Source organism: Pseudomonas mendocina (assembly GCF_003008615.1).
Lineage (GTDB): Bacteria > Pseudomonadota > Gammaproteobacteria > Pseudomonadales > Pseudomonadaceae > Aquipseudomonas > Aquipseudomonas mendocina_C.
Genome location: NZ_CP027657.1, coordinates 4,819,967 through 4,834,737 on the forward strand (window position 1 = coordinate 4,819,967; position 14,771 = coordinate 4,834,737).

The window sequence follows — 14,771 nt, forward strand, 5'->3', positions numbered from 1 at the left end:
CGCGCCGTCATTCCCGGATTGCATCCGGGCTACTTTTTCAGGGCTGTGTGTATGTCCCATGTACCTCAAGTGAAAATCCCCGCTACCTACATTCGTGGCGGCACTAGCAAGGGTGTGTTCTTCCGTCTGCAGGATCTGCCCGAGCGTTGCCAGGTGCCAGGCGAGGCGCGCGATAGGCTATTTATGCGCGTGATTGGTAGCCCTGACCCGTACTCGGCGCATATCGACGGCATGGGCGGCGCTACTTCGTCGACTTCCAAGTGCGTGATCCTGTCGAAAAGCAGCCAGCCAGAGCACGACGTCGATTACCTCTACGGCCAGGTCTCCATCGACAAGGCCTTCGTCGACTGGAGTGGTAACTGCGGCAACCTGTCCACCGCGGCCGGCGCCTTTGCCATCCATGCCGGCCTGGTCGATCCCGCACGGATTCCCGAAAACGGTACCTGTGTGGTGCGCATCTGGCAGGCCAATATCCAGAAAACCATCATCGCCCATGTGCCGGTCACGGCTGGCGAGGTGCAGGAAACCGGCGATTTCGAGTTGGACGGGGTGACCTTCCCGGCGGCGGAGATCGTGCTGGAGTTCCTCGACCCGTCCGATGATGGCGAGGAGGGTGGCTCGATGTTCCCGACCGGCAACCTGGTCGACGACCTCGATGTGCCCGGCATCGGTACCTTCAAGGCGACGATGATCACTGCGGGCATTCCGACGGTCTTCGTCAACGCTGAGGATATCGGCTACCAGGGCACCGAGCTGCGTGAGGCCATCAACGGTGACCCGGCGCAGTTGGCGCGCTTCGAGCAGATTCGTATCGCTGGCGCCCTGCGCATGGGACTGATCAAGACGGCCGAGGAGGCTGCGACACGTCAGCACACCCCGAAGATCGCCTTCGTCAGTCCGCCCAAGGATTACCGCACCTCCAGTGGCAAGGATATCAAGGCCGGGGAGGTCGACCTGCTGGTGCGCGCGCTGTCCATGGGCAAGCTGCACCACGCGATGATGGGCACCTGCGCGGTGGCCATCGGTACGGCGGCGGCGATTCCGGGGACGCTGGTCAACCTGGCCGCTGGTGGTGGCGAGCGCGAAGCGGTGCGTTTCGGTCATCCGTCCGGCACTTTGCGTGTCGGTGCGCAGGCGCAAAAGGTCGACGGCCAGTGGACGGTGACCAAAGCGGTGATGAGCCGCAGCGCACGCATCTTGATGGAAGGCTGGGTGCGGGTACCGGGCGACAGTTTCTGAGTCGCTCAGTGCTGGCTGGTGCCCAGCAGGACGCCGCCGGCGCCGACAAAGAAGGCGCCGGTGGTACGGTTGAGGTTGCGCACACCACGAGCGGTTCTGATCAGACGGCGAATCTGCAGGCCGAATAGCGCATACAACAGCGAGGCCACGTATTCGGCCAGCAGGTAGGTCGTGCCCAGGTAGAGAAACTGTTCGGGGGCTGGCTGGTCGGGGCGGATGAATTGCGGGAAGATCGCCGCGAACAACAGGATGGCCTTGGGGTTGCTGATACCGATGAGAAACTCCTGGCGTGCCGCCAGCCACAGGTTGCGTCGTGGTGGTAGCGCGTCCTGCTGCTCACTCAGGGCGAAGGCGCGACTGCGCCAGGCGTTGATGCCCAGGTAGATCAGGTAGGCGGCACCGATCCATTTGATAGCTGTGAACACGTGCTCGGACGCCAGCAGCATCGCGCCGAGACCGACCGCCGAAACCAGCAGGAAAAAGGCGAAGGCGACGACTCGTCCGGTGGTGGCCAGCAGCGCGGTGCCCACGCAATGGCGGATGCCGTTGTTCATCGCGCAGAAATTGTTCGGCCCCGGGGTTATGGCGATCAGAAGAGCGACGGGGGCGAACAGCAGGGCATCGTTGAGCGTCATGATGGGCTCGCGAAAGGTTACTTGAGGCGGCGTTCCACGCCTTTTTCCACCAGAATCTTGGCCGAGATTTCCTCGACCGAGAAATGCGTGGAATTGATGAACGCGATGTTTTCGCGGCGGAACAGACCCTCCACTTCGCGCACCTCGAACTCGCACTGGGCGAAGCTGGCGTAGCGACTGTTGGGCTTGCGCTCGTGGCGAATGGCGGTAAGGCGATCTGGGTCGATGGTCAGGCCGAACAGCTTGTCGCGGTATTTTTTCAGCGATTCTGGAAGCTGCAGGCGTTCCATATCGTCTTCGGTCAACGGATAGTTGGCTGCGCGAATGCCATATTGCATGGCCATATACAGGCAGGTGGGCGTTTTGCCGCAGCGTGATACGCCAACCAGAATCAGATCGGCCTTGTCGTAATAGTGGGTGCGGGCGCCGTCGTCATTATCGAGGGCGAAGTTGACCGCCTCGATACGCTCCATGTAATTGGTGTGCTGGCCGATGGAGTGTGATTTACCCACGGAGTAGGAGGAATGAGAGCTCAACTCCTGTTCCAGTGGGGAAAGAAAGGTGGAAAAGATATCGATCATGAAACCATTGGCGGTATCGAGGATCGCACGAATATCGCGATTGACGATGGTGTCGAAGATGATCGGGCGGACTCCGTCTCTTTCGGCGGCAGCATCGATTTGTTGTACCATGGCGCGCGCTTTTTCGACGCTGTCGATATAAGGACGCGTCAATTTGGTGAACTGGATGTTCTCGAACTGTGCGAGCAGGCTCTGACCCAGGGTTTCGGCAGTAATGCCGGTGCCATCGGAGATGAAGAAAGCGGTTCGTTTCATTTGCGCCAAAGGCCTTAAGCTGAGTTCGATTCTTGGCTATGATAGGCCGCGTTTTTCGCCGGGGCCCACGGGTTCTGGCATTGTTACTTATTCAAGGGCAAGGCCACAATCTTGCGGCAGCGCGCCGCCGGATCATCCAGCCCTCCAAGAATTTGTATAAAGGCTTGCGAGCTAGAGCCATGCAAGGAAAAAACAGGCGAGTAAGCGGAGTGTGCTGTAGCACCTGAGCATTACGAGCCTGTTTTTGACGCAGCAGGGCCGACGCGCAGCTGGCTTTACGCAAATTCTGAGCTTTTCCAACATCTTAGTGGAGAGATCACCTTGGTAGAGTACGTAGTTTCCCTCGATAAGCTCGGCAATCACGATGTTGAGCATGTGGGGGGCAAGAACGCATCCCTCGGCGAGATGATCAGCAACCTGGCTGGTGCCGGCGTTTCGGTTCCCGGCGGTTTCGCCACTACGGCTCAGGCCTACCGCGACTTTCTCGAGCAAAGCGGCCTGAATGCGCAGATCCACGCAGCGCTCGACGCCCTCGACGTCGACGACGTCAACGCCCTGGCCAAGACCGGCGCGCAGATTCGCCAGTGGGTGATGGACGCCGAATTCCCGGCCGAATTGGATAAGCAGATCCGCGAAGCCTTCGCCACCATGAGCGCTGGCAACGACAACATGGCCGTGGCCGTGCGTTCCTCTGCCACCGCTGAAGACCTGCCGGATGCCTCCTTCGCCGGTCAGCAGGAAACCTTCCTCAACATTCGCGGTGTGGACAACGTGATCCGCGCAGCCAAGGAAGTCTTCGCTTCCCTGTTCAACGACCGCGCGATCGCCTACCGCGTGCACCAGGGCTTCGACCACAAGCTGGTCGCCCTGTCCGCCGGTGTGCAGCGCATGGTGCGCTCGGAAACCGGCACTGCCGGCGTGATGTTTACCCTGGACACCGAATCCGGTTTCCGTGATGTGGTGTTCATCACCGGCGCCTACGGTCTGGGCGAGACCGTGGTGCAGGGCGCGGTGAACCCTGACGAGTTCTACGTGCACAAGCCGACCCTGGAAGCGGGCCGCCCGGCGATTCTGCGTCGCAATCTGGGCAGCAAGGCGATCAAGATGGTCTACGGCGACGAGGCCAAGGCCGGTCGCTCGGTCAAGACCGTTGAAGTCGACCGCGCCGAGCGTGCGCGCTTCTGCATCAGCGACACCGAGGTCAGCGAACTGGCCAAGCAGGCACTGATCATCGAGAAGCACTACGGCCGCCCGATGGACATCGAGTGGGCCAAGGACGGCGATGACGGCAAGCTGTACATCGTGCAGGCCCGTCCGGAAACCGTGAAGAGCCGCGCCAGCGCCACCGTGATGGAGCGCTACCTGCTGAAAGAGAAGGGCACCGTGCTGGTCGAAGGCCGAGCCATCGGCCAGCGCATCGGTGCCGGCAAGGTACGGGTGATCCACGACGTATCCGAGATGGACAAGGTGCAGCCCGGTGACGTGCTGGTCTCCGACATGACCGACCCGGACTGGGAGCCGGTGATGAAGCGCGCCAGCGCCATCGTCACCAACCGTGGTGGCCGTACCTGCCACGCAGCGATCATCGCCCGTGAACTGGGCATTCCGGCCGTGGTCGGTTGCGGCAATGCCACCAGTGTGCTGAAGGACGGGCAGGGCGTCACCGTATCTTGCGCCGAGGGCGACACTGGCTTCATCTTCGAAGGCGAGTTGGGCTTCGACATCCGCAAGAACTCGGTCGATGCCATGCCGGATCTGCCGTTCAAGATCATGATGAACGTCGGCAACCCGGATCGCGCCTTCGACTTCGCTCAACTGCCGAACGAAGGTGTGGGCCTGGCCCGTCTGGAATTCATCATCAACCGTATGATCGGCGTGCACCCGAAGGCGCTGCTGAACTTCTCCAGCCTGCCGCCGGAGATCAAGGACAGCGTCGAGAAGCGCATCGCCGGCTACGGTGATCCGGTCGACTTCTACGTCGAGAAACTGGTCGAGGGCATCAGCACCCTGGCCGCCGCCTTCTGGCCGAAAAAGGTCATCGTGCGCCTGTCGGACTTCAAGTCCAACGAATACGCCAACCTGATCGGCGGCAAGCTGTACGAACCGGAAGAAGAAAACCCGATGCTGGGCTTCCGTGGCGCCTCGCGCTACATCAGCGAATCCTTCCGCGACTGCTTCGAGCTGGAATGCCGTGCTCTGAAGAAAGTGCGCAACGAGATGGGGCTGACCAACGTCGAGATCATGGTGCCGTTCGTACGCACCCTGGGCGAAGCGTCTCAAGTGGTCGAGCTGCTGGCCAGCAATGGCCTGGCCCGTGGCCAGGATGGCCTGAAAGTCATCATGATGTGCGAGCTGCCGTCCAACGCGCTGCTGGCCGACGAGTTCCTCGAGTTCTTCGACGGTTTCTCCATCGGTTCCAACGACCTGACCCAGTTGACCCTGGGCCTGGATCGCGACTCCGGCATCGTCGCCCACCTGTTCGATGAGCGTAACCCGGCCGTGAAGAAGCTGCTGGCCAACGCCATTGCCGCCTGCAACAAGGCTGGCAAATACATCGGCATCTGCGGCCAGGGCCCGTCGGATCACCCGGATCTGGCCAAGTGGCTGATGGAGCAGGGTATCGAGAGTGTTTCGCTGAACCCTGACTCTGTGCTCGACACCTGGTTCTTCCTGGCCGAGACGCAGCCTGCCTGAGAGCAAACAGTCGATCCGATCCTAATGTCGACAAGCGCGTAGGGTGGGTATAACCCGCCACTGCAAAGCAGGCGGCTTGTACCCGCCCTACGTTGAGCCGATAACTCAAGGAAACGCCGCGACTTCGCAAAGAAGTTGCGGCGTTTCCTTGACTGGCCTGGCATCAGGGTTTTGATTCCGCCTTCGTTCCCTTTGTGGCATAGCGCCGTTGCGGTCACCTGATCCATGCAAAGCAGTAGTGAGCTTTTTCCCGTTTCTCTGATCAGCGCCGAGCTGCGTGGCGACCTCAGTGAAGACGTTTATCTTCTGAAACCCAACAACAGCCCGGACTTCAGTGTCGAACTGGCCTTGACTCGCCTTGGGCGGGCGGGTGCCGAAAGTACGCGGGGCGTGCCCGTGGTGCTTCTGCACGGCAGTTTTTCCAATCGGCGCTTCTGGTATTCGCCCAAGGGCATCGGTTTGGGGGCTTACCTTGCACGTGCCGGATTCGATGTGTGGATCGCCGAGATGCGCGGCCACGGCCTGTCGCCACGTAACGACAGTTATCGAGAGAACAATGTGGCGCAGTACGTGCGTTACGATCTACCGGCTATTGCTGACTTTATCTTCGAGCAGTGTGGGCAGGCAGCGCACTGGCTTGGTCACTCGCTGGGTGGGGTCATTCTGGCCGCGGCACTTGGCGGCGGTTTTCTCGATGAGTCGCGCGCCCGTTCGGTAGCTCTGTTCGGCAGTCAGATCAGCCGTACCTACTGGCCGCTGAAAGTGCCTCCAGTGGAGTGGGGTAGTCGCCTGCTGTTGCGCTCATTCCCCTATCTATCGGGGCGCAGGCTGAAACGTGGCCCGGAGGACGAGCCCATCGGGCTTGCGCTGGAAACCTTGCGTTGGCTGAAACTGTTCGGGCGCTTCGGTGATGCTGAGCAGGATTGGTGGGCCGGGCTTGCCCGGGTACGATTGCCGGTTCTGGCGGTAGGGGCCACCAATGATCATCAGGATCCTGCATGGGCCTGTCGCAAGTTGCTGCAGCAATGCAGCGAAGCAACGACGCGGTTTTTGCTGTTGGGCAAGGAAAATGGCTTTTCCAGCGATTTCGGCCACATCGAGATGCTGGTCAGCAAGGACGCGCAGCGTGAAGTCTGGCCATTGGTCGAGTATTGGCTGGAACATCTAGAGTTACCGGCAGGCTTCTCCGAGCCGGGGCTGGCTCCAGCCTGATAGACGTTTCTTCGGCTGCGCCATGCCGGTAAGATGTGACGCTTTGATTGGCTTTGGTCATTCTCGGAGCCGAGTGGCGGATAGCCGTTCATCATAGAAAGCTGCTTTTTCACTGACCGTTGAAAGGAGTTTCGCCATGCACTACATCACGCCCGATCTGTGCGACGCCTACCCGGAGCTGGTTCAGGTCGTCGAGCCGATGTTCGCCAACTACGGTGGTCGCGACTCCTTTGGTGGTGAAATCGTCACCATCAAGTGCCATGAAGACAACTCGCTGGTGAAGGAGCAAGTCGACCTGCCTGGCAAGGGCAAGGTTCTAGTGGTCGACGGAGGTGGTTCCCTGCGTCGTGCGCTGCTGGGTGACATGCTCGCCGAGAAAGCGGCCAAAAACGGCTGGGAAGGTATCGTCGTCTACGGTTGCATCCGTGATGTGGATGTCATCGCCCAGACCGACCTGGGCGTTCAGGCGCTGGCCAGTCATCCGATGAAGACCGACAAGCGTGGCATCGGTGATTTGAATGTCCCGGTTACTTTTGGCGGCGTGACCTTCAGGCCAGGTGATTATCTGTACGCCGACAACAATGGCATCATCGCCTCCCCGCAAGCGCTGAGCATGCCGGAATAAGCCCTATGCTCGATCAGGACTCGGCGCTGCTGCATGCATTCGTGCTGGATGGGCGTGGTGGTGCGCGCAGCATCAGCCACGGCGCCCTCGAAGACCTGCGACTGGGCGAGCAGGAAAGCCTCTGGTTGCACTGGGATCGTAGTCAGGCGCAGGCTCAGCACTGGTTGCGCGAGCACAGCGGTCTGGACGAGTTCAGTTGTGACCTGTTGCTTGAAGAGAACACCCGCCCGCGTCTGCTGCCGCTGCCAAACAATGAGCTGTTGCTGTTTCTGCGCGGTATCAACCGTAATCCAGGGGCGGAGCCCGAGGACATGGTATCGGTGCGCATTTTCGCCGATGCGCGGCGGGTGATTTCCCTGCGCCTGCGGCCATTGTTGGCCACGGATGCGTTGATCGCCGACTTGATGGCCGGGAAGGGGCCGAGGACTTCCTCGGAACTGCTGCTGGAGTTGGCCCGACACCTGACCAATCGAGTCGATGACCTGATTGCCGAGCTGAGTGATCGGCTCGATGTCGAAGAGGATCGCCTGGATGGTGACGAGCGCTATCGGCCCGATCACGGCCTGATGCTGCAGCTTCGACGGCGTGCCGCCAGCCTGCGTCGATTCCTGGCGCCGCAGCGTGATCTGTATGCGCAGATGATGCGCAGCCGACAACCCTGGTTCGTCGAGGATGACGACGGTTACTGGAACGAACTGCACAATCGGCTGACCCGATACCTGGAGGAGTTGGAGCTGATCCGCGAGCGGGTCAGTCTGGTGCTCGAGGCCGAAGGTCAGCGCCTGGGCGAACGCATGAACCGCATCATGTACCGCTTTACGGTGATCGCTGGCATGTTCCTGCCTTTGACCTTTCTTACCGGTCTGCTCGGTATCAACGTCGGTGGTATTCCTGGCGCCGAGAATCCGGTGGGTTTTTTCATTGCCTGCGGCCTGATGCTGCTGCTGGCAGTGGGGCAGGTGCTGTTGTTTCGCCGTTGGCGCTGGCTGTGATGTGTGACTCAGTCCGCTGCTGCCGCGTCTAGCCGTGACATCCCGTGAGGTGCGCATGCACGATCCATTTGAAGAGTCTCTGCGTGATCTGCTCAAGTCATCGCCAACCAGTCATGACGATGATGCCTGCTTGCACAGAGTGCTCAAAACCGCCAACCGCCAAGTCGGCGCTGGTGATCTGTTCAGCCTGATGGGCCACTGGCTCGAGGCGTTGATGATCGCCCTGAACAACGGTTCGGCGCATGTCGCCCCGGTGTCACGCCGTACCCAATCCACTGTTTCCGCTGACAAGGCAGATTGAAATGGAACTCGACCCCTGGACCCAAAGCCTGATTTCAGCCATGACCGCACTGTGGACTAAGGTTGCCGGCTTCATTCCCAACCTGTTCGTCGCCCTGGTGCTGGTGCTGCTCGGTTTCGTCGTGGCCAAGTTGCTCGACACCCTGCTCTCGAAGTTGCTGGGCAAGGTCGGGCTGGATCGCCTGATGACCGGTACCGGGTTGACCAAGCTGCTGGCTCGCGTCGGTATTCAGGCTTCGGTATCGACCCTGATCGGCAAGATCGTCTATTGGTTCGTGCTGCTGATCTTCCTGGTTTCAGCCGCTGAGTCGCTGGGCCTGCAGCGCGTTTCGGCGACGCTTGACGTGTTGGCGCTGTACCTGCCGAAAGTCTTTGGCGCAGCTCTGGTGTTGCTGGCTGGTGTGTTGCTGGCACAGTTGGTCAGCGGTCTGGTGCGTGGTGCTGCCGAGGGCGTAGGCCTGGATTACGCCAATGGATTGGGGCGTGTAGCGCAGGGTCTGGTGATCATCATCAGTATCTCCGTTGCCATTGGTCAGCTCGAGGTCAAGACCGACCTGCTCAACAACGTCATTGCCATCGTGCTGATTTCCGTTGGCCTGGCCGTTGCGTTGGCGTTGGGTTTGGGCAGTCGCGAAATTGCCAGTCAGATCCTGGCCGGAATTTATGTGCGCGAGTTGTACCAGGTCGGGCAACAAGTGCAGGTTGGTGAGGTCGAAGGCCAGATCGAAGAGATCGGCACAGTGAAAACCATTCTGCTGACCGAGACCGGTGAGCTGGTATCGGTGGCCAATCGAGTGATGCTCGAGCAACGCGTGAACAGTCGCTGACGCCAATCTGTTATTTTATGCAGCTGCCCGGCAGGCATGACCTGCCGGGCACTTTTCGTCCTGACCGTCGGCCCGACTCGTTTTGAACAAAGCTCAGCCCCTGCCCACGCGCTACGACCCCCGCGAGCTCACCGATGAAGAGCTGGTGGCACGCGCCCATGACGAGCTGTTTCATATCACTCGTGCGTATGAAGAGCTGATGAGGCGCTACCAGCGCACATTATTTAACGTGTGTGCGCGTTATTTAGGGAACGAAAGGGATGCTGACGATGTCTGTCAGGAGGTGATGCTGAAAGTTCTCTATGGCCTTAAGAACTTTGAGGGTAAATCCAAGTTCAAGACCTGGCTTTACAGCATTACTTATAACGAATGCATTACTCAGTATCGAAAAGAGCGGCGCAAGCGTCGATTGATTGACGCCTTAAGTTTGGATCCGCTCGAAGAGGCTTCCGACGAAAAGACACCCAAAGTCGAGGAGCGAGGCGGTTTGGATCGATGGTTGGTACATGTCAACCCGATTGATCGCGAGATTCTGGTGCTACGTTTTGTCGCAGAGCTCGAGTTTCAAGAGATTGCCGACATCATGCACATGGGCTTGAGCGCTACGAAAATGCGCTACAAGCGAGCATTGGATCGGTTGCGGGACAAATTTTCGGAAACTTCCGAAACTTAGTTCAGCTTTCCGACCACTAAGGGAGTGGCGAAACCTGATAAAATCGCCAACAAGTTGCCGACTGAAGTACACGGCGACTTATTAACCACCAAGATGGGGATTTAACGGATGAAAGTAAAAAACACCTTGGGCGTAGTCATTGGCTCTCTCGTTGCCGCAACCTCCTTCGGCGCGCTGGCGCAAGGCCAAGGCGCTGTCGAGGTGGAGGGCTTCGTCAATCGCTACTTCACCGACGTTCAGCGTGATTACGCGCACAACGAAGGCAACCTGTTCGGTGGCAGCATCGGCTACTACCTGACTGACGACGTCGAACTGGCGCTGTCCTACGGCGAATACCATGACCTGCGCGGTGAAGGTTCGCAAGGCAGCAAGAACATCAAAGGCAACCTGACCGACCTGAAGGCCATCTATCACTTCGGTCAGCCGGGTGTTGGTCTGCGTCCGTACGTCTCTGCCGGTTTCGGCCATCAGAGCATCGGCGACGCCAACAGTGGTGGTCGTAACCACTCCACTCTGGCCATCGCTGGCGCTGGTGCCAAGTACTACTTCACCGAGAACTTCTACGCCCGTACTGGCGTCGAGGCTCTGTACAACATCGACCAGGGCGACACCGAGTGGCAAGCTGGCGTGGGTGTTGGTCTGAACTTCGGTGGCGGCAGCAAGCCTGCTCCGGCTCCGGTCGTAGCTGCTGCACCCGAGCCGATGCCTGAGCCTGCTCCGGAGCCGGCTCTGGAAACCGTTCGCGTTGAGCTGGACGTCAAGTTCGACTTCGACAAAGACCGCGTTAAAGAAGAAAGCTATGGCGACATCAAAAACCTGGCTGACTTCATGAACCAGTACCCGCAGACCACCACTACCGTTGAAGGTCACACTGACTCCGTCGGTTCTGACGCTTACAACCAAGGTCTGTCCGAGCGCCGTGCCAATGCTGTCCGTAACGTTCTGGTCAACCAGTACGGTGTAGATGGCAACCGCGTGAACGCTGTTGGCTACGGCGAAACCCGCCCGGTAGCTGACAACGCCACCGACTCCGGCCGCGCCATCAACCGTCGCGTTGAAGCTGAAGTGGAAGCCCAGATCAAGCAGTAATGCTTCTGGTGCTGTAAGGAAAAACCCGGCCTTGGCCGGGTTTTTCTTTTTCCGTTACTCCGAAAGATGTTTAGCCATGCAGTAACTGACTCATGCCGAGCTGAGCGCTGGTACGTGCGACCTCACCAATCACCAGAATGGCAGGGCTTTGCAGTACGAAGGTTGCGGCGGCGTTCTGCATCGTGGCTAGTTGGCTGCGACATTCGCGCTGCGTGGGGAGGGAGGCATTCTCGATCATGGCTACCGGCATTGCCGGGCTCATGCCGCCGGCAAGCAAGCCGGTCTGTATCTCCGCTAGCTTGGCCACACCCATATAGATCACCAGCGTCGTACCGCTCCGGGCCAGCGCTTGCCAGTTCAACGGGCTGTCATCCTGCGTATGTGCCGTGATCAGTGTTACACCACGTGCGACACCGCGCAGAGTCAGGGGAATACCGCAACTGGTGGCTCCCGCAAGGCCGGCAGTGATGCCGTTGACCAGTTCCACTTCGATGCCATGTTCACCAAGCCAGTCGGCTTCTTCACTGCCGCGACCGAAGATACACGGGTCGCCACCTTTCAGGCGCACCACCGATTTGCCCTGGCGCGCGTAGCGCAGCATCAGGCGATGAATGAATGCCTGCGGGGTGGAGCGGCAACCGCCGCGTTTGCCCACCGAGACGACCCGTGCGGCTGGACAGTGTTCGAGTACGGCTGGATTGACCAGGTCATCGATCATCACCACTTCGGCCTGATTCAGTACCTTCACCGCCTTGAGGGTCAGTAGTTCGGGATCACCAGGCCCTGCGCCTACCAGCCAGACTTTAGCGCTCATCTCGAATTCCTCGGTAGGGTGCGCCGTACGCACCAAAAATAGGGGAGGCTGCGCACGCTCATGCGTTCACTGCCGTGGACTGTTGAGCCAGCAATCGCTTGATTTCGGGTACACAGGAACCACAGCTGGTGCCGCATTTGAGCGTCTGCTTTAGGCCGTCGAGATCCAGGCCGCGGGTGATGCCGGCGCAGATCGCTTTTTCGCTGATGTTCAGGCAGTTGCACAGCGTTCGGCCAGCCTTTGTAGCGTCGACATCACCCGGTGGAGCCGATAGCGGAGCGAGCAACCAGCGGCGCAGCTCGGCATCGGTCTGACCCTCCTGCCATAACCCTGTGAGCCATTCGCTGGCCGCGGTTTCGCCGGCCAGACGAATGCTGACGATGCGGCCGGACTCGATGCGCACGCGCTTGCCCACGGTGCGCCGGGGGTCGTCATAGGCCAGCACTGGCCCCTGATCCAGGTTCAGCAGATGGTCGATCCGTGCCAGCAACTGGGCTTCGGGCGCCATGGCGCAGGCGGCGCGGATCAAAAGTGCCGGACGCTCGCGCCCGATAGGCGTCAGGCTGGCGTAGGCAAAATCCTCGAACAGCGGACGCAGCGCCTCGAAATGGCCCTGCACCTGGCCCTCGACCAGTGCGAAAAACTGCCAGGGCAGCTCGACGCGATCGACCTCGACCCCGGCATGCTTGAGCTCCGGCTGCTTGGACAGCGGATCGAAGGCCGACAGGGTCAGTACATTGGTGCCCAGGCCACGTAGGAAGCGATTGCCCCAGTGCATAGGCAGCCAGGCCTGGCCGGGGCGCACGCTATCGTCCGCCTGTACGGGCAGGATCAGGCTGCCACGGCGGCTGCGCAGCCTGACTAGATCGCCGTCTTGCAGACGGCGGCGACGCAGTTCTTCTGTATGTAGGCCAAGCATGGGCCTCGGGGCATGGCCGAACAGCTGTGGCGCGGTACCGGTACGGCTCATGCCGTGCCACTGGTCACGCAGACGGCCGGTGTTGAGGGTCAGCGAGTAGCGCGCCTCGCGTCGTTCCTTCGCCGCTCGGTAAGGCTCGGCGAGAAACTGCGCGCGGCCACTGGCGGTGGGGAAGCGGCCGTCGGCATAGAGGCGCTCGGTTCCCTGGCGTGCGCCGGCCGGAAACGGCCATTGTTGAGGGCCTTGGTCATCCAGTAGTGCGTAACTCAGACCACTTAGGTCGAGGTCGCGTTGAGCGGTCAGGTGTTTGTATTCCTCGAACAGCGCTTCGCTGCTGGGGAAGTCGAAGAGGCTGGGCAGGCCGGGGCGGAGCAGTTTTTCCAGGCGACGGGCGAAGTCGCAGGTGATCGCCCAGTCGGGCCGCGCCTCTGCGGGCGCTGGTACGGCGCGTCGCACATGGCTGACGCGGCGCTCGGAGTTGGTCACCGTGCCTTCCTTCTCGCCCCAGCTGGCAGCGGGCAGCAGCAGGTCGGCGTAGTGGCAGGTCTCGGTGGTGAAGAAGGCTTCCTGCACCACCACGAATGAGCAGGCGGCCAAAGCCTCGTGGACTTTGTTCTGATCCGGCAGGGACTGGGCCGGATTGGTACAGGCGATCCACAGGGCCTTGATGCGCCCATCATGCACCGCGTCGAACAGCTCGATGGCGGACAGGCCGGGCGTCTCCGGCAGAGCGTCAACGCCCCAGTAGGTGGCGACTTCGGCGCGGTGTTCAGGATTGCCGGCCTCACGGTGGCCCGGCAGCAGGTTGCTCAGGCTGCCGGTCTCTCGGCCGCCCATGGCGTTGGGTTGGCCGGTCAGCGAAAAGGGGCCGGCGCCGGGCTTGCCGATCTGCCCGGTGGCCAGGTGCAGGTTGATCAGCGCGCTGTTCTTGGCGCTACCAGATGAGGATTGATTGAGCCCCATGCACCACAGCGAGAGGAAGCTGGGTGCCTGGCCGATCCACTGGGCGCAGGTTTGTAAAGCCTCGCGGTCGATGCCGCAGATCTCGGCGACGGCAGCGGGTGTGTAGTCGCGCACCAGGGCTTTCAGCGCCTCGAAGCCTTCGGTGTGGGCGTCGATGTAGGCTCGGTCGATCCATCCCTCCCAGAGCAGGATATGCAGGATGCCGTGGAACAGGGCGACATCGGTGCCGGGCAGGATCGCCAGGTGCAGGTCGGCCAGTTCGCAGGTGTCGGTGCGCCGTGGGTCGATGACGATCACCTTCATCTCCGGGCGGCGCGCCTTGGATTCTTCCAGGCGGCGGAACAGCACGGGGTGGGCATAGGCCATGTTGGAACCGGCGATCAGCAGGCAATCGCTCAGTTCGATGTCGCTGTAGGAGCAGGGCGGCGCGTCGGCGCCGAGGCTGCGCTTGTAGCCGACCACTGCGCTGGACATGCACAGGCGCGAGTTTGAGTCGATGTTGTGGGTGCCGACCAGGGCGCGGGCCAGCTTGTTGAAGGCGTAGTAGTCCTCGGTCAGCAACTGCCCGGAGATGTAGAAGGCGACGCTGTCCGGGCCGTGTTCGCGGATGGTTTCGGCGAAGACGGTGGCTGCGTGATCCAGGGCGCTGTCCCAGTCCGTGCGCGAACGCGCCAGGGCCTTGCCCAGACGCAATTGAGGGTAGAGGCCACGGGCGTCAAGATCGCCGGTCAGGTGCAAGGTCGAACCTTTGCTGCACAGTTTGCCGAAGTTGGCCGGGTGGCTGGGATCTCCCGCTACGCCGAGGATCCTCTCACCGTCGTGTTCGATCAGCACGCCACAACCGACGCCGCAGTAGCAGCAGGTCGAAGCGGTGATTTGTGTGGTACTGGCCATATTCGTGGTTCCTGCAGTGGTGGTAGGGGCTTCAGCCGCGACCGTCGCCGCTGAAGCGC

13 protein-coding genes are annotated in these 14,771 nt (G+C 60.7%); 9 read left to right on the forward strand and 4 right to left on the reverse strand.

Features of this window, described 5'->3' with window-relative positions; all coding sequences use genetic code 11:
- Window positions 1-51 precede the first annotated feature (51 nt).
- Window positions 52-1,239, forward strand: a complete 1,188-nt coding sequence (prpF, locus tag C7A17_RS22255) for a 2-methylaconitate cis-trans isomerase PrpF (protein WP_106740639.1) — start codon at window positions 52-54, stop codon at window positions 1,237-1,239.
- 5 nt (window positions 1,240-1,244) lie between these two features.
- On the opposite strand, the gene C7A17_RS22260 is transcribed toward prpF, so the two are convergent.
- Both C7A17_RS22260 and ppsR read right to left on the reverse strand, forming a co-directional pair.
- Window positions 1,245-1,874 (reverse strand): LysE family translocator, encoded by a 630-nt coding sequence (locus C7A17_RS22260; RefSeq protein WP_106740642.1) that lies wholly within the window; start codon window positions 1,872-1,874, stop codon window positions 1,245-1,247.
- A 17-nt stretch (window positions 1,875-1,891) separates the two neighbouring features.
- Complete coding sequence (ppsR, locus tag C7A17_RS22265) at window positions 1,892-2,710, reverse strand: posphoenolpyruvate synthetase regulatory kinase/phosphorylase PpsR (RefSeq protein WP_106740645.1); 819 nt, start codon at window positions 2,708-2,710, stop codon at window positions 1,892-1,894.
- A gap of 321 nt (window positions 2,711-3,031) precedes the next feature.
- Here ppsR and ppsA point away from each other — a divergent pair, with 321 nt between their 5' ends.
- The 8 genes from ppsA (at window position 3,032) to C7A17_RS22305 (ending at window position 11,122) form a co-directional block, all read left to right on the forward strand.
- Entirely contained in the window at window positions 3,032-5,404 is a 2,373-nt protein-coding gene (gene ppsA, locus C7A17_RS22270; protein ID WP_106740648.1) for a phosphoenolpyruvate synthase, read from the forward strand.
- A gap of 225 nt (window positions 5,405-5,629) precedes the next feature.
- Complete coding sequence (locus C7A17_RS22275; protein WP_106740651.1) at window positions 5,630-6,616, forward strand: alpha/beta fold hydrolase; 987 nt, start codon at window positions 5,630-5,632, stop codon at window positions 6,614-6,616.
- Window positions 6,617-6,752: 136 nt separating this feature from the next.
- Window positions 6,753-7,241, forward strand: coding sequence for a ribonuclease E activity regulator RraA (gene rraA, locus C7A17_RS22280; protein WP_106740654.1), 489 nt, complete (start codon window positions 6,753-6,755; stop codon window positions 7,239-7,241).
- Window positions 7,242-7,246: 5 nt separating this feature from the next.
- On the forward strand, window positions 7,247-8,233 hold the full coding sequence (locus tag C7A17_RS22285; protein WP_106740656.1) for a CorA family divalent cation transporter: 987 nt from the start codon (window positions 7,247-7,249) through the stop codon (window positions 8,231-8,233).
- A gap of 55 nt (window positions 8,234-8,288) precedes the next feature.
- Window positions 8,289-8,534, forward strand: a complete 246-nt coding sequence (locus tag C7A17_RS22290) for a CrfX protein (RefSeq protein ID WP_106740659.1) — start codon at window positions 8,289-8,291, stop codon at window positions 8,532-8,534.
- 1 nt (window position 8,535) lies between these two features.
- On the forward strand, window positions 8,536-9,360 hold the full coding sequence (locus C7A17_RS22295; RefSeq protein WP_106740661.1) for a mechanosensitive ion channel family protein: 825 nt from the start codon (window positions 8,536-8,538) through the stop codon (window positions 9,358-9,360).
- Window positions 9,361-9,442: 82 nt separating this feature from the next.
- Window positions 9,443-10,033 (forward strand): RNA polymerase sigma factor SigX, encoded by a 591-nt coding sequence (gene sigX, locus C7A17_RS22300; protein WP_106740664.1) that lies wholly within the window; start codon window positions 9,443-9,445, stop codon window positions 10,031-10,033.
- 108 nt (window positions 10,034-10,141) lie between these two features.
- On the forward strand, window positions 10,142-11,122 hold the full coding sequence (locus C7A17_RS22305; protein WP_106740667.1) for an OmpA family protein: 981 nt from the start codon (window positions 10,142-10,144) through the stop codon (window positions 11,120-11,122).
- Between the two features lie 70 nt (window positions 11,123-11,192).
- Here the strand turns inward: C7A17_RS22305 and cobA are convergent, their stop codons facing one another.
- Window positions 11,193-11,936, reverse strand: a complete 744-nt coding sequence (gene cobA, locus C7A17_RS22310; protein ID WP_106740669.1) for a uroporphyrinogen-III C-methyltransferase — start codon at window positions 11,934-11,936, stop codon at window positions 11,193-11,195.
- 58 nt (window positions 11,937-11,994) lie between these two features.
- Window positions 11,995-14,712, reverse strand: coding sequence for a nitrate reductase (locus C7A17_RS22315; RefSeq protein WP_106740672.1), 2,718 nt, complete (start codon window positions 14,710-14,712; stop codon window positions 11,995-11,997).
- Window positions 14,713-14,771 lie beyond the last annotated feature (59 nt).

Coding starts and splice junctions, on each gene's coding strand:
- prpF (WP_106740639.1), top strand. CDS start 52: ATGTCCCATGTACCTCAAGTGAAAATCCCCGCTACCTACATTCGTGGC.
- C7A17_RS22260 (WP_106740642.1), bottom strand. CDS start 1,874: ATGACGCTCAACGATGCCCTGCTGTTCGCCCCCGTCGCTCTTCTGATC.
- ppsR (WP_106740645.1), bottom strand. CDS start 2,710: ATGAAACGAACCGCTTTCTTCATCTCCGATGGCACCGGCATTACTGCC.
- C7A17_RS22275 (WP_106740651.1), top strand. CDS start 5,630: ATGCAAAGCAGTAGTGAGCTTTTTCCCGTTTCTCTGATCAGCGCCGAG.
- rraA (WP_106740654.1), top strand. CDS start 6,753: ATGCACTACATCACGCCCGATCTGTGCGACGCCTACCCGGAGCTGGTT.
- C7A17_RS22285 (WP_106740656.1), top strand. CDS start 7,247: ATGCTCGATCAGGACTCGGCGCTGCTGCATGCATTCGTGCTGGATGGG.
- C7A17_RS22290 (WP_106740659.1), top strand. CDS start 8,289: ATGCACGATCCATTTGAAGAGTCTCTGCGTGATCTGCTCAAGTCATCG.
- C7A17_RS22295 (WP_106740661.1), top strand. CDS start 8,536: ATGGAACTCGACCCCTGGACCCAAAGCCTGATTTCAGCCATGACCGCA.
- C7A17_RS22305 (WP_106740667.1), top strand. CDS start 10,142: ATGAAAGTAAAAAACACCTTGGGCGTAGTCATTGGCTCTCTCGTTGCC.
- cobA (WP_106740669.1), bottom strand. CDS start 11,936: ATGAGCGCTAAAGTCTGGCTGGTAGGCGCAGGGCCTGGTGATCCCGAA.
- C7A17_RS22315 (WP_106740672.1), bottom strand. CDS start 14,712: ATGGCCAGTACCACACAAATCACCGCTTCGACCTGCTGCTACTGCGGC.